The sequence below is a fragment of the Streptomyces sp. NPDC014801 genome (genome assembly GCF_043082085.1).
Classification (GTDB): domain Bacteria; phylum Actinomycetota; class Actinomycetes; order Streptomycetales; family Streptomycetaceae; genus Streptomyces.
The window spans coordinates 229215-242295 of the sequence record NZ_JBIBXG010000005.1 but is presented as its reverse complement, the minus strand read 5'-3'; the positions used below and the strand labels follow the sequence as shown (position 1 = coordinate 242295).

13 protein-coding genes are annotated in these 13081 nt (G+C 74.0%); 4 read left to right on the top strand and 9 right to left on the bottom strand.

The features are described from left to right. Positions 1-79: 79 nt before the first annotated feature. From mshC to ACF1AL_RS13350, 4 genes are all read right to left on the bottom strand, one after another. Positions 80-1309 (bottom strand): cysteine--1-D-myo-inosityl 2-amino-2-deoxy-alpha-D-glucopyranoside ligase, encoded by a 1230-nt coding sequence (gene mshC, locus ACF1AL_RS13365; protein ID WP_391825961.1) that lies wholly within the window; start codon positions 1307-1309, stop codon positions 80-82. Between the two features lie 203 nt (positions 1310-1512). Beyond that, a complete protein-coding gene (locus ACF1AL_RS13360; protein ID WP_384214674.1) occupies positions 1513-2334 on the bottom strand; it encodes an SCO1664 family protein in 822 nt (273 codons plus the stop codon). Next, positions 2298-2888, bottom strand: a complete 591-nt coding sequence (locus ACF1AL_RS13355; protein WP_366836119.1) for a DUF3090 domain-containing protein — start codon at positions 2886-2888, stop codon at positions 2298-2300. Before ACF1AL_RS13355 ends, ACF1AL_RS13360 begins: the two co-directional genes overlap by 37 nt. A 73-nt stretch (positions 2889-2961) precedes the next feature. Further along, positions 2962-3648, bottom strand: coding sequence for a histidine phosphatase family protein (locus ACF1AL_RS13350; protein ID WP_384214672.1), 687 nt, complete (start codon positions 3646-3648; stop codon positions 2962-2964). A gap of 62 nt (positions 3649-3710) precedes the next feature. On the opposite strand from ACF1AL_RS13350, the gene corA reads away from it, so the two are divergent. Beyond that, a complete protein-coding gene (gene corA / locus ACF1AL_RS13345; RefSeq protein ID WP_391825960.1) occupies positions 3711-4706 on the top strand; it encodes a magnesium/cobalt transporter CorA in 996 nt (331 codons plus the stop codon). 48 nt (positions 4707-4754) lie between these two features. Here corA and ACF1AL_RS13340 read toward each other — a convergent pair whose 3' ends face one another. Both ACF1AL_RS13340 and ACF1AL_RS13335 read right to left on the bottom strand, forming a co-directional pair. Next, a complete protein-coding gene (locus ACF1AL_RS13340) occupies positions 4755-5543 on the bottom strand; it encodes a ferritin-like domain-containing protein (RefSeq protein ID WP_384214670.1) in 789 nt (262 codons plus the stop codon). A 215-nt stretch (positions 5544-5758) separates the two neighbouring features. After that, entirely contained in the window at positions 5759-6814 is a 1056-nt protein-coding gene (locus tag ACF1AL_RS13335) for an LLM class F420-dependent oxidoreductase (RefSeq protein WP_366836122.1), read from the bottom strand. A gap of 194 nt (positions 6815-7008) precedes the next feature. Between ACF1AL_RS13335 and ACF1AL_RS13330 the strand changes: the two genes are divergently transcribed. Together ACF1AL_RS13330 and ACF1AL_RS13325 are read left to right on the top strand one after the other, a co-directional pair. Further along, complete coding sequence (locus tag ACF1AL_RS13330) at positions 7009-7995, top strand: aldo/keto reductase (RefSeq protein ID WP_391662026.1); 987 nt, start codon at positions 7009-7011, stop codon at positions 7993-7995. Next, positions 7992-10421: a helix-hairpin-helix domain-containing protein gene (locus ACF1AL_RS13325; protein WP_391825959.1), complete on the top strand. Its 2430-nt coding sequence runs from the start codon at positions 7992-7994 to the stop codon at positions 10419-10421. The genes ACF1AL_RS13330 and ACF1AL_RS13325 overlap by 4 nt, the downstream gene beginning before the upstream one ends. Positions 10422-10520: 99 nt before the next feature. Here ACF1AL_RS13325 and ACF1AL_RS13320 read toward each other — a convergent pair whose 3' ends face one another. Next, positions 10521-11219: a hypothetical protein gene (locus ACF1AL_RS13320; protein WP_391780590.1), complete on the bottom strand. Its 699-nt coding sequence runs from the start codon at positions 11217-11219 to the stop codon at positions 10521-10523. A gap of 47 nt (positions 11220-11266) precedes the next feature. On the opposite strand from ACF1AL_RS13320, the gene ACF1AL_RS13315 reads away from it, so the two are divergent. Continuing rightward, positions 11267-11455: a DUF5703 family protein gene (locus ACF1AL_RS13315; protein ID WP_366836126.1), complete on the top strand. Its 189-nt coding sequence runs from the start codon at positions 11267-11269 to the stop codon at positions 11453-11455. Between the two features lie 102 nt (positions 11456-11557). On the opposite strand, the gene ACF1AL_RS13310 is transcribed toward ACF1AL_RS13315, so the two are convergent. Next, on the bottom strand, positions 11558-12379 hold the full coding sequence (locus ACF1AL_RS13310) for a chaplin family protein (protein WP_391821343.1): 822 nt from the start codon (positions 12377-12379) through the stop codon (positions 11558-11560). A 176-nt stretch (positions 12380-12555) separates the two neighbouring features. Continuing rightward, positions 12556-12789 carry a chaplin ChpH gene (gene chpH, locus ACF1AL_RS13305; RefSeq protein ID WP_366836128.1) on the bottom strand — a complete coding sequence of 78 codons (234 nt, stop codon included), beginning with the start codon at positions 12787-12789 and terminating at the stop codon, positions 12556-12558. Between the last annotated feature and the right edge of the window lie 292 nt (positions 12790-13081).

Here is a 13081-nt window from a genome sequence, read left to right as displayed (position 1 = left end):
GAGGCACGGCACGACCGAGGTACGGAGAAGGGGCGCTTCCCGCGTGGGGAAGCGCCCCTTCTCGACGCTCAGAGCGCCACTAGAGCGCCACGCCCAGCAGCGCGTCCACCGCGCGGGAGACGACGCCGGGGGCGCCGGTGTCCGTGCCACCCTGCTCCTCCTGGAGCGTCACCCAGCGGTCGACGGCGGCCAGCGCGGCCGGGGCGTCGAGGTCGCTTGCGAGGGCGTCGCGGATCTCCTCGACGAGCGCGTCCGCGGACGGGCCGTCGGGCCGGGAGACGGCCGCGCGCCACCGGCCGAGCCGGGCCAGGGCGTCGGCGAGGACCTGGTCGGTCCACTCCCAGTCGGCGCGGTAGTGGTGGGCGAGCAGCGCGAGCCGGATGGCGACCGGGTCGACGCCGTCGCGGCGCAGCTGGGAGACGAAGACCAGGTTGCCCTTGGACTTGGACATCTTCTCGCCGTGCAGGGCGACCATGCCGGCGTGGACGTACGCCTTGGCCATGGGGAACTCGCCGGTGAGCACCTGGGCGTGCGAGGCGCCCATCTCGTGGTGCGGGAAGGCGAGGTCGCTTCCGCCGCCCTGGACGTCGAAGCCCATGCCGAGGTGGTCCAGGGCGATGGCGACGCACTCGATGTGCCAGCCGGGCCGGCCACGGCCCAGCGTGCCGCCGTCCCAGCTGGGCTCGCCCTCACGCGCGGCCATCCACAGCATCGGGTCGAGCGGGTTCTTCTTGCCCGGGCGGTCCGGGTCGCCGCCGCGCTCGGCGGACAGCAGCCGCATGGCGGCGGCGTCGAGGCCGGAGACCTTGCCGAAGTGCGGGTCGGACTCGACGGAGAAGTAGATGTCCCCGTCGAGCTCGTAGGCGGCGCCGAGGTCGCGCAGCCGCTCGACGAGCGGCACGATGCCGGGTATCGCCTCGACCGCGCCTATGTACTGCCGCGGCGGGAGCATGCGCAGCGCGGTCATGTCCTCGCGGAAGAGGGCCGTCTCCTTCTCGGCGAGGGCGACCCAGTCGACGCCGTCCCTCTCCGCGCGCTCCAGCAGCGGGTCGTCGACGTCGGTGACGTTCTGGACGTAGTGGACCTGCCGCTTGGTGTCGAGCCACACGCGCTGCACGAGGTCGAACGCGTTGTAGGTGGCCGCGTGCCCCATGTGGGTGGCGTCGTACGGGGTGATGCCGCAGACGTAGATGCGGGCGACGGGACCGGGCTGGAGGGTGACCAGCTGGCCGGTCGCGGTGTCGTGGATCCTCAGGTCGCGGCCCTGACCGGGCAGGGCGGGGACTTCGGAAGCGGGCCAGGCATGCATGTCATGAGCCTAACCGGACCGGGGTTCGGTGTACGAACCGGAGCGGGCCGGATGGCCGGGAAGGCGCTCTTGCGTCTTCCCGGCCGGTGTGCAGGGTGCGCTCGCGCGGCCGGTGCGGGCCGCGCGCGGCCGGTACGGCCCGTGCGGGCCGGTGGGCGCGGCCGGTGTCCGCCGGTGGCGCGGGGGCCGTGCGGCGGCGTCTCCTACACGGGTGGCCACGGAATCGCCGGCCATTCGCCGCCCGGCTCGGGATGCCGGCCGGAGGTGAGCAGCGCCTCGACACGCGCGCGTGTGGCGTCGAGCTCGGCCGGTGTGATCAGCCCAGTGAGCCGCTCGGCGAGCGTCGCGCCCTCCTTCAGCTCGGCGCGCAGCCGGGTGAGGACCTCCACGGCCTCCTCGGTCAGCGGTTCGCCCGCCCAGCCCCACAGCAGGGTGCGCAGCTTGTTCTCGACGTTGAAGGTGACGCCGTGGTCGATGCCGTACAGCCGGCCCCCGGGGGCGGGCAGCAGGTGGCCGCCCTTGCGGTCGGCGTTGTTGATGACGGCGTCCAGGACGGCGAGCCGGCGCAGCCGCGGGTCGTCGGCGTGCACGAGCAGGGCGGTGCGGCCCTCGCCGACCTCGGCGAAGCCGATGGCCTTCCAGCCGGGTTCCGGTTCGTCGCCGTCGACGAGGGCGAGGAGTTCGGCGCCCTCGGGCTCGACGTCGATCCACAGCTGGCACATGCCCTCGCCGTACGGCCCGTCGCGCAGCACGGTCGGCGGGACGAGCTGCCAGCCGGTCGCCTCCGAGACCTCGTAGGCGGCGACCTCACGGGCGGCGAGGGTGCCGTCGGGGAAGTCCCACAGGGGGCGCTCCCCCGCGACCGGCTTGTAGACGCAGGCGGCCTCCTGGCCGTCGTACGACACCGTGCAGTACAGGGCCGCGTTGGAGGCCTCCCGGATGCGGCCCCGCACGGTCAGCTCCCCCTCGGCGAGGAGCCGGGCGGAGGTCATGCTCCGCGGCGGTATCCGTTCTGGCGCGGACATACGTGTCCCTCCGGGTCGAGCGGCAGGCTGCACAGCGGGCAGGGCGGCCGGCCGGCGTTGACGACGTCGAGGGCGCGCTTGGCGAAGGCCCGAGCCTGGGCGCCGGTGAGGCGGACCCGCAGCATCGGGGGCCCGTTCTCCTCGTCCTGGAGCAGCCGCTCCTCGGCCTCGGCGAGGTCCTCCTCGGACTCGGCGTCGAGTTCCACGAGGGCCTGCGCCTCGACGATCATGCACTGATCCTCGCCGTCCCAGGCCAGGGCCATGGTGCCGACCCGGAACTCCTCCTCGACGGGGGTCTCCAGCGGCTCGGTGTCGGCGATCTCCGCGGGCGCGACGGCCGGGACGGAGGCACTGCCCCCGCTGCGCCGCACGACCTCGTCGAGAAGTTCGTCCATGCGCTCGGCGAGCGCGGCGACCTGGGTCTTCTCCAGGGCCACGCTGGTCACCCGGGAGCCGGCGCTGGCCTGCAGAAAGAAGGTACGGCGCCCGGGCAGTCCGACCGTACCGGCCACGAAGCGGTCCGGTTGGTCGTAGAGGAACACCTGACGGGACACGTCCAGCTCCAGAGAAATCGTGGTGGGCAGTCGCGGTGCTGCTGCGACCGCTTCACCCTACTGCGGTCGACGATCACGGTGCGCCCGCACCACCCCCGACGGTCGCGTCGTCGCCCGGCGGCTCCTCGCGCGGCGCGAGGGAGGCGAAGTCGCCGGTGTCGCCGAGGCGCACGAGGAAGGGGCGCAGGCGGGTGTAGCGGATCGCGGTGATGGAACACGGTTCGACGGAGATCCGCTGGAAGAGGTCCAGATGCAGGCCGAGGGCGTCCGCCACGAGCGACTTGATGATGTCGCCGTGGGAGCACATCAGGTACACCGCGTCGGGGCCGTGGTCGCGCTCCACGCGCGCGTTCCACTCGCGCACCGCCTCGGCGGCGCGGGTCTGCATGGCGCGCATGGACTCGCCGCCGGGGAAGGCGGCCGCGGAGGGGTGGGCCTGGACGACCTCCATCAGCGGCTCGTCCTTGAGTTCGGCGAGCTTGCGGCCGGACCAGTCGCCGTAGTGGCACTCGCCGATCCGCTCCTCGACGTGGGCGGTGAGGCCGGGGCGGGCGTCGAGCAGCGGCCGCAGGGTCTCCTGGCAGCGCTGCAGCGGGCTGGTGACGACCTCGGCGAGCGGCAGCCCCGCCAGCCTCCCGGGGAGAGCGGCGGCCTGCGCGGCGCCGCGTTCGTCGAGGGCGACGCCCGGGGTCCAGCCGGCGAGGAGGCCCTCGGTGTTGGCGGTGGAACGTCCGTGCCTTACGAGGATCAGCGTGGGCATGCGCACCAGGGTAGGCGTACGGAGGGCTGCGGTGGCGGCCCCCAGGAAGGAGAATGCGCTTCGTGATCGTCGATTGCGCCATCTACCGCGACGGCCGCCGGACGGAGGGCCCCGGCGACTTCTCCGAGGCCCTGGACGAGGCGCGGGCCGCGGGCGGCTTCGTGTGGGTGGGCCTGTACGAGCCGACCGAGCGGGAGTTCGACCATGTCACCGAGGAGTTCGGGCTGCACCCGCTGGCGGTGGAGGACGCCCTGAAGGCGCACCAGCGGCCGAAGCTGGAGGTGTACGACGACTCGCTGTTCCTGGTGCTCAAGCCGGTCGTGTACGAGCCGGAGGGGGACACGGTCTCGGCCGGCGAGGTCATGGTCTTCCTCGGCGACGGCTTCGTGGTGACCGTGCGGCACGGCGAGGGCTCGCCGCTCGGGGCGGTGCGCAAGCGGCTGGAGCACGAGCCGGAGCTGCTCGGCAAGGGGCCGACGTCGGTGCTGTACGCGATAGCCGACGCCGTCGTGGACCACTACCTGGACGTGTCGACGGAGCTGCAGACCGACCTGGAGGAGCTGGAGGCGGAGGTGTTCTCCCCCACGAGCGGCGGTTCGCGGCACACGGCGTCGCGGATCTACTCCTTCAAGCGGCAGATCCTGGAGTTCCGGCGGGCGACGGTGCCGCTGGCGATGCCGTTGAGCAAGCTCGCGGGGACGGGCCCGTTCGGCGTGAGCGTCCCGTTCGTCGACGACAAGGCGCGGCCCTTCTTCCGGGACGTCAGCGACCACCTCACGCGCGTGAACGAGTCCGTGGAGGGCCTGGACCGGCTGGTGTCGGACATCCTGTCGGCGCATCTGGCGCAGATGAGCGTGCGGCAGAACGACGACATGCGGAAGATCTCGGCGTGGGCGGCCATGGCGGCGGTCCCGACGATGATCGCGGGGATCTACGGCATGAACTTCGACCACATGCCCGAGCTGCACTGGGTGTGGTCGTACCCGGTGGTGATCGCGCTGATGGTCTCCCTGGTGCTCCTGCTGTACCGGTTGTTCAAACGGCGCGGCTGGATGTGACCCGGCGGGCCGTGGGCCGCCCGCGGGTGAGGGCCGGGTGCCGGGTCGTCAGGCGAACTCGGGGGCCGTGGTGGCGGGGCCGCCGAGGGCGTCGCGCCGCTGGGGCATCCGCAGCGAGACCATCCGGTGCCAGCCCGCGAGGCGCTCCCAGGCGTACACGGCGTGGATGCCGGCCGCGAGCAGGGCCGCCCTGGCGCGGGACCAGCCGAGGATGCGGCCCATGTGCGCCATGACGGCGAGGCTGACGTCGCGGTAGACGCGGATCTCGGCGAGGGCGCACTCGCGCAGGGTGCGCTGGATGAGCCGGCCGTGTCCGGCGGCCGCGAGCCGCAGCAGCTCCTCGTGGGCGTACGCCAGGTGGTTGTCCTCGTCGGCGGAGATCATCCGCACGGCCTTGCCGACCTCGGGGTGGTCGGCGAAGCAGCGGCGCAGCAGCTGCATCTGCTCGGCGGCGCGCTGCTCGGTGACCCGGCTGTGGGCGAGGTAGACGACGATGTCCCGCACGGTGAGCGTCCGGTCGGCCTTGAGCTTGTCGTGCGCGAGGCCGATGCCCTGCCGTTCCAGCAGCATCGTGTAGTCGGTCTCCGGCGGGACCGGGACCGGTCGGAGGCCGCGCTTGCGCATCAGGGCGTTGAAGATGCGGCCGTGCTTGTCCTCGTCGGCCCCGTGCCGGGTGATCTTGGGGGCGAGGGCGCGTTCGCTCTCCGGCACCAGCGCGGCGATACGGCCGTTCTCCCAGCCGCCCTGCGACTCCCCACCGGCGGCGATCGAGCAGAACAGCGCGAACGACTCGTCGTTGTCGAGGATCTCCTGGAACAGACTCTTCGCCGAAAGCATCTGGGACACCTCTCTGCAGGACTCCGCAAAGAACGAGTCAAATGCCACCGGAGGGGTGCCGCAACACGGGTGTCGGACCGCTGCGCCGAAAGGAGGACGGCGCGGCTCGCGCACCGGCCGTAACCCGGGGCGGGCGCGGCGCGTTGTTCCCGGTGACGGCCGTGGCGGGGAAGACCCCCGAGCCCCCACCACGGCCGTGGTGACTTTCTTCGCGGTTACGCCAGGCCCGCGCGCTCCAGCGCCTCGACGCCGGCGCGCAGCGCGGCGACCCGCTCGTCCAGGGTGAAGCCGGCCGGGTTGAGGTTGAGGGTGGTGACCCCGGCCGCCGCGTAGGCCTTCATCCGGTCGGCGATCCGGTCCACGGACCCGAGCAGCGTGGTCGCGTCGATCAGGTCGTGCGGTACGGCGGCCGCGGCGCCCTGCTTGTCGCCGGAGAGGTACTTCTCCTGGACCTCGGCGGCCGCCTGCTCGTAGCCCATGCGGCGGGCGAGCTGGTTGTAGAAGTTCTGCTTGGCGCTGCCCATGCCGCCCACGTACAGCGCGGTGTAGGGCCGGAAGGCGTCGGCGAGGGCGGCCACGTCCTTGTCGTCGCCGAGGTGGAGCGGCAGCGTGGGGGCGACGTCGAAGCCGTCCATGGTCAGGCCGGCCTTCTCGCGTCCGGCGCGCAGATGGCGGATCGCGGTCTCCTCCAGGTGGTCGGCGGAGGGGAAGATGAGCAGGGCGCCGTCGGCGATCTCGCCGGTCTGCTCCAGGTTCTTCGGGCCGATCGCCGCGATGTACAGCGGGATGTGCTCGCGCTCCGGGTGCACGGTCAGCTTGATCGGCTTGCCGGGGCCGCCGGGCAGCGGCAGCGTCCAGTGCTCGCCCTCGAAGGACAGCCGCTCGCGGCTCATCGCCCGGCGCACGATCTCGACGTACTCGCGGGTGCGGGCCAGCGGCTTGTCGAACTTGACGCCGTACCAGCCCTCGGAGACCTGCGGGCCGGAGACGCCGAGGCCGAGCCGGAAGCGCCCGCCGGACAGCGAGTCGAGCGTCGCGGCCGTCATCGCGGTCATCGCCGGCTGCCGGGCCGGGATCTGGAAGATGGCCGAGCCGACGTCGATGCGCTCGGTCTGGGCGGCGACCCAGCTGAGCACGGTCGCCGCGTCCGAGCCGTAGGCCTCGGCGGCCCAGCAGACCGCGTAGCCGAGCCGGTCGGCCTCCTGGGCGACGGCCAGGTTGTCCGCGTCCATCCCGGCGCCCCAGTAACCGAGGTTGATCCCGAGCTGCATGCCCGCTCCCCTTACCGATCAGTAATGTCCCGTGTGCGCCGACCTTAGCGCGGGGTTCCCGGCAGGGGCAGGGTGGTGGGGCGGCGGTGTGGCGAGCATCGCCCGCGCGCCCGCCGCAACCCCTGTGGACAAGCGGGAAATCCGTTGTCCACAGGCAACCCACGGCGCATCCCTGGCCAGTAATCTCGGCGTCCATGGAGCAGAGGCATCTCGGCCGCACCGGCCTGCGTGTGTCCCGGATCGGGCTCGGCACCCTGACCTGGGGCCGGGACACCGACGAGCACGACGCCGCGGACCTGCTGAAGACGTTCTGGGAGGCGGGCGGCACCCTCGTCGACACGGCCGACGTGTACGGCGACGGGGAGGCCGAGTATCTGCTCGGGCGGCTGATGGAGGGGCTGGTCCCGCGCCGGGATCTGGTCATCTCCACGAAAGCGGGCAGCGTGCCCGACCCCGACCGGCGTTTCGACGGCTCGCGGGGGCACCTGCTGTCCGCGCTGGACGCCTCGCTGGCCCGGCTCGGCACCGACCACGTCGACGTGTGGCACCTGCACGCCTACGACCCGCACACACCGCTGGAGGAGACGCTGCAGGCCCTCGACATCGCGGTGAGCAGCGGCCGCGCGCGCTACGCCGGGGTGTCCAACTTCTGCGGCTGGCAGCTCGCCAAGGCGGGCACCTGGCAGCTGGCCGCGCCGGGCACGCGCACCCGGCTGGCCAGTACGCAGATGGAGTACTCGCTGCTGCAGCGCGGCGTCGAGCGCGAGGTGCTGCCGGCCGCCCGAGACCTGGGCATCGGGCTGCTGCCCTCCTCGCCGCTGGGCCGCGGGGTGCTCACCGGCAAGTACCGGGGGGACGCCCTGCCGGCCGGCTCCCGGGGCGCCTCCGAGCACATGGCGCGCTTCGTCGCGCCCTACCTGGACGACACCGCGAGCCGGATCGTGGACGCCGTGGCCACGGCCGCCGACGGGCTCGCGGTCACCCCGCTCCAGGTGGCCCTGGCATGGGTGCGCGACCGGCCCGGGGTGACCGCGCCGATCGTCGGCGCGCGCACGGCGCAGCAGCTCACGGCGGCGTTGTCAGTGGAGACGCTTAGTCTTCCTGACGAGATCTGCCGGGCGCTGGACGATGTGTCGGCGCCCGTGCACCGCTATCCCGATCACGACTGGAGCACGCTGTGAGCACGGAGCCGGAGACCACGGAGGACGCCGAGCCGGGGACGCCGGACACCGGGGCGGAGACCACCGCCCCCGAGGGGGGCACGGCATCGGCCGCCGGGGGCGGGGACACGGGAGCCCCGGACACCGGCGGTGCGGACGGTCCGGCAGGGGCCGCGGGCTCCGGCGTCGGCGGCGGCACGGCGGGCGCGGACGGCGACGGGCCGGCCGGTGACGGGCCGGCCGGTGACGGGCCGGCCGGTGACGGCGAGGACGGCTCGGCGGGCGCGGCCGGTGACGGGGACGTCGTTGCCGGGGCCGAGGGCGGCGAGGGCGGCGAGGGCGGTGAGGCTGCCGGGGGCGATGCCGCCGGTGGTGACGCCGGTGGTGACAAGGCTGCCGGTGAGTTGTCCGAGGCGGAGGCCGAGCTGCTGGCGCAGCGCCTGGAGCGGGAGCGGATCGAGCGGCGCAAGGCCGAGAAGAAGGCGCCGATCGACAGCGGGGCAAAGCTGAGCGGCACGGCGGCCGACCTGCTCGCCGCCGTACGGGCCGTGGAGAGCGGCCAGAAGCCCCCGCAGACCGTCTTCAGCGAACCGGCCGCCCCGCGCCGCCCGGCCCCCGAGCCGGTACGGCGGCCGCAGCCGGTGCCGGCCGAGGCCGCGCCGCCGGCTCCCGCGCCCGCCCCGGCGGAGACCGTCGCCGCCGTGGCCCGGCTGCTGGCCGACGCGGGCGCCCCCGAGGCGCTGGCCCCGCAGGCCGCCACGGCGCTCGGCGAGGGCGCGGCCGAGGTGCTGCGCGCCGACCCCTGGCAGCTGCTGCGGATCACCGGCGTGCGCCCGGAGCAGGCGGACACCTTCGCCCGCGCCCTGCTCGGCCCGGACTGCGGTCCCGGCGACGAACGGCGGGGCCGGGCGCTGACCGGCTGGCTGCTGGAGCAGGCCGCCGTGGCCGGGCACACCGCCCTGGAACCGGCCGCGCTCACCGCCGCGCTGGCCCAGCGCGGGGTGCCCGACCCGGACGCCGCCTTGCAGAGCGCGATCGCCGAGGGCGAGGCGCTGGCCTTCCAGGACGCGCTCGACGAGCCGCCGGCCGCCGCCGCTGCCCCTGCCGCCCCCGGCGCCGCCGCCGGTGCCGAGGAGGGCGACGAGGAGGAGGCGGAGCGTCCGGTACGGGTCCTCATCGGCCTGGAGCGGTACGCGCTCGCCGAGGAGAGCCTCGCCGACGGTCTCGCCCGGGTGGTCAACTCCCTGGCCAAGGACGACGGCGTGGACTGGGCCCCGGCCGCCGCGTCGGCGTCCGGCAGCGCGGCCGAGCTGATCCGCGCCGTCGCCGGGCACGGCCTGGTGCTGCACACCGGCGGCGAGGCGGCCCGCGCGGAGCCCGCGGCCCTGGTCGCCGCCGCCCGCGCGCTCGGTCTGCGGGCCGTCGCCGCCTGCCACACGCCCGACGGCCGGCGCCGCTTCGCCGCGCTGCTCCCCGAGGACGCGGCCCCGGAGGCCGCCGTCACGCTGGCCGGGCTGCTCTCCGGCGCCGAGGGCCCCGGCCGGGACGCCGACGGCGCGCTCGCCCTGGACCTGCTGGTGGTGCTGGACGCACCGCAACTGGACGTGGAGAGCGCGGCGATGGTGGTGGAGTCGCTGCCGGACGGGGCGCGGCTGGTGCTCAGCGGCGACCCGGCGGTGCTGTGGTCGGCGGGGCCCGGGCGGGTGTTCGCCGATCTGCTGGCCGCGCGCACCTGCCCGCAGGTCGCCTCCCGCACCCCGGACCCCGGCCCCCTCGGCGAGCTGGTCTCGGGGATCGGCGTGGGCGAGCTGAACCAGGTCGACGCGCCCGGCAAGGAGCTCGTGATCGTGCCGGTGCGGGACGCCGGCGAGGCCGTGCACCGCACCGTGCAGCTGGTGGCGGACTCGGTGCCGCGGGCCCTGGGCGTGCCCGCCGAGCAGACGGTCGTGATCACGCCGGGTCACGGCGGCGCGGCCGGGACGCGGGCGCTGAACGCCGCCCTCAAGGAGCGGCTGAACCCCGGTCCCGGGCGGTTCGGCGGTTTCGACCCGGGCGACCGGATCGCCTACTCCCCCGCCCCGGGCCGTACGGTGCCGGGCCAGGTGACAGGGGCCGACGCCGACGGGCTGCACCTGACGTGCGCGGGCGCCCCCGTCGTCGTACCGCGCGAGCGGGTGGAGCAGAGCGTGCGGCACGGGTGGGCGCTGACCGCGCACCAGGCGGTGGGCAGCCGGTGGCCGGCGGCGGTCGTGGTGCTGCCGGGCGACGCCGCGCAGGTGCTCAGCCGGCCGTGGGTCTACACGGCCTTCGGCCGGGCCGAGCGCCATCTGTCCGTGGTCCACGGGGTGGAGCAGGCCCTGCCGAGGGCGGTCGCCGAGGTACCGCCCAAGCCCCGCACGACCCGGCTGCCGGTCCTCCTGCGCGGCCAGGTCCCGCCGGCGGGCTGAGCGCCGGGAACGCGCTCGGCGGGCTGAGCGCGGGGAACGCACACGGCCCGGGACGTCTCGTCCCGGGCCGGTGGCGGATCATCCGTGGGCGTTCTCGCCTCAGCGGTCGGCGTCCAGCGGCTCCAGGTCCTCGTCGTCGTCCCCGTCGAGGTTTGGGTGGCGGACGTCGGTGTCCTCGTCGTCGTCCTCGTCGAGGTCGTCGTCGAACACCGCGCTGACGTCGAACCGGCAGACGACCCGCTGCGGGTCGGCCTGCTCGAACGGCGCCTCCAGCCACTCGCCGGGCTCGGCCGGTTCGTCGGCGGCGACCACCCACAGCGTGGAGTCGCCCTCCTCCAGGCCGAACTCCTTGTGCCGGGAGGCGATCTCGTCCGGTTCGAATTCGCCGAACAGGATGCCCAGCGCGCCGTGCACGGTCGCGGAGACCCCCTCGCCCGCGCTGTCGTCGTCCGCCGTCTCGATCCGCTGGGCCTGCGCCCGCAGCCGCTGCGGCTGCGCGACGGCGTAGTCGCGGCGGATCAGCACGCTCAGCGCGTTCGGCTCCTCGGGGCCCGTGTAGGGCGGCAGGGAGTCCTCCGCCCCCGGGATCTCGAAGGGCGTGACCTCGTCGTAGCGGTCGTAGAGCAGCTCGTCGTACGCCTCGGCGGCCGCGGCCAGCTGGTTGAAGGCCTCGTAGACATCCGGGTCGTCCTCGCCGGACCTGCGTTCGACCGCGGCCAGGTGGCGGTCGAGCGCGGTCTTGACCGCCTCGGCGGCGGCGCGTACCTCGGCAGCGGTGGGCTGCGCAGCATCAGACATAGTGCAGACGCTATCCGTACCGGGCCCCAGCCCGCACAATAGATGCGATGCCGGAATACGAATTTGTCGACGTGTATGTACCGCGCGGGCTCTCCCGCAAGGAGACGGCACGTCTGCTGACCGACCATGCCGAGTACGGACACTGGGAGTTGTACCGCCTGAGCCTGATGCGCGACGGCAGCCGCAGGGTGCGACTGCGGCGGCGGATCATCCGCCAGGTGCGCGCCACGTGGTGAGGATCATCCGCCAGGTGCGCGCCACGTGGTGACGCCGGGCAGACCGAGCGGGCCCCGCCGACGCGGGGCCCGCTGTGTCGTTCGCGCCGAGGAGCGCGGGGGTCAGACCGAGGCGCGGCGGGCCTTGCGGTAGATCACCGCGCCGGCGAGCAGCGCTCCGGCGCCCGCGGGCAGGACGACGCCCATGGGCAGCTCGCTGCCGGTGTGGGCGAGCTGGGCCGAGCCCGCGGGGCGGGTGACCGACGAGGTGCCGGGGTGGCTCGGGTGCCCGGGCGTGCCCGGGGTCTCGGTGACCGGCGTGCCCGGGTGGCCCGGCGTACCGGGGTGGCCGGGCGTGCCCGGGTGTCCCGGGTGACCGGGGGTGCCGGGGTGGCCCGGAGTGCCCGGGTTGCCGGGGTGGCCCGGAGTGCCGGGGTTGCCGGGAGGCGTGGTGTGGCCGCCGCCGTTGGCACAGTCGTTGCCGGAGGCCGGGTTGAGCGCCCCGATGACGTCGACGCTGTTGCCGCACACGTTCACCGGTGCGTCGACGGGCACCTCGACGTGGTTGCCCGAGCCGACACCGGCCGAGTCGCCGGTGTGTCCGCCGGCGTGCGCGCCCCCGGAGCCCCCGGAGCCGCTCTGGCCGCCGGAGCCCCCGTGGCCACCGGAGCCTCCGTGACCCCCGGAGCCCCCGTGGCCGCCGCCGTGGTTGACGCAGGCGTTGCCCATCGCCGGGTTGAGCGCCCCGACGACGTCGACGGTGTTGCCGCACACGTTCACCGGCGCGTTCACCGGGACCTGGACGGAGTTGCCGGACAGCACGCCCGGCGAGTTCGTGGCGGAACCGCTCGCGCCCGAGTCGGCGTGCGCGTATCCGCCGGCGGCGGCGAGCACACCGGTCGCGGCCGCCACTGTCATGAGGCCTTTGCGGGTGACCTGTCGCATTACTGAAATCCCTGCCTTCCGCGATGACTCACACATCAACAAGCAACTGAAGTCGCAACCGTCTAACGCGCAAAAGACCGGACGGTCCCGGAGCGCATGGCACGCGCTCCGGGACCGGCGGTGTGGACGACCCTCCGAGGCCGGCCCGCACGGGACCAACCCCTGGGACGGGGACGTCAGTTGTTGACGCAGGTGTTGCCGAAGGCGGGGTTCAGGAGCCCGATCACGTTGATCGTGTTGCCGCACACGTTCACCGGGACGTGCACGGGCACCTGGATGACGTTGCCGGACACGACGCCCGGGGACTGCACGGCGGCACCCTGGGCACCGGAGTCGGCGACGGCCAGGCCCGCGCCCGCGAGAACCAGCCCACCGGTGGCAGCCGCAGCAGCGACGACCTTCTTGATCATTATTCCTCCTTGTTGGCAAAAGCGATCCCAGCGTTGCGGATCGCATCACCTGTAACGAGGAGGGAGTAATGAGGCTACGAGCGTATCGTCGCATTCACTCTTCTCAGTTGTTGCCGCACACCCGCCCGAATAGTGAAGTCGCGTGAAGTCGCGTTTCAACAGGGGAAACCGGGTCGTGGGGGGGGCCCCGGCGGGCGCCGCCCCGGCGCGGTGGGGAACGGGCCCGGTAACGGGCGAGCACCCCCCCCCCCCCCACAAAAAACAGAACCCCACCCCCCCCCGGGCCAACCGT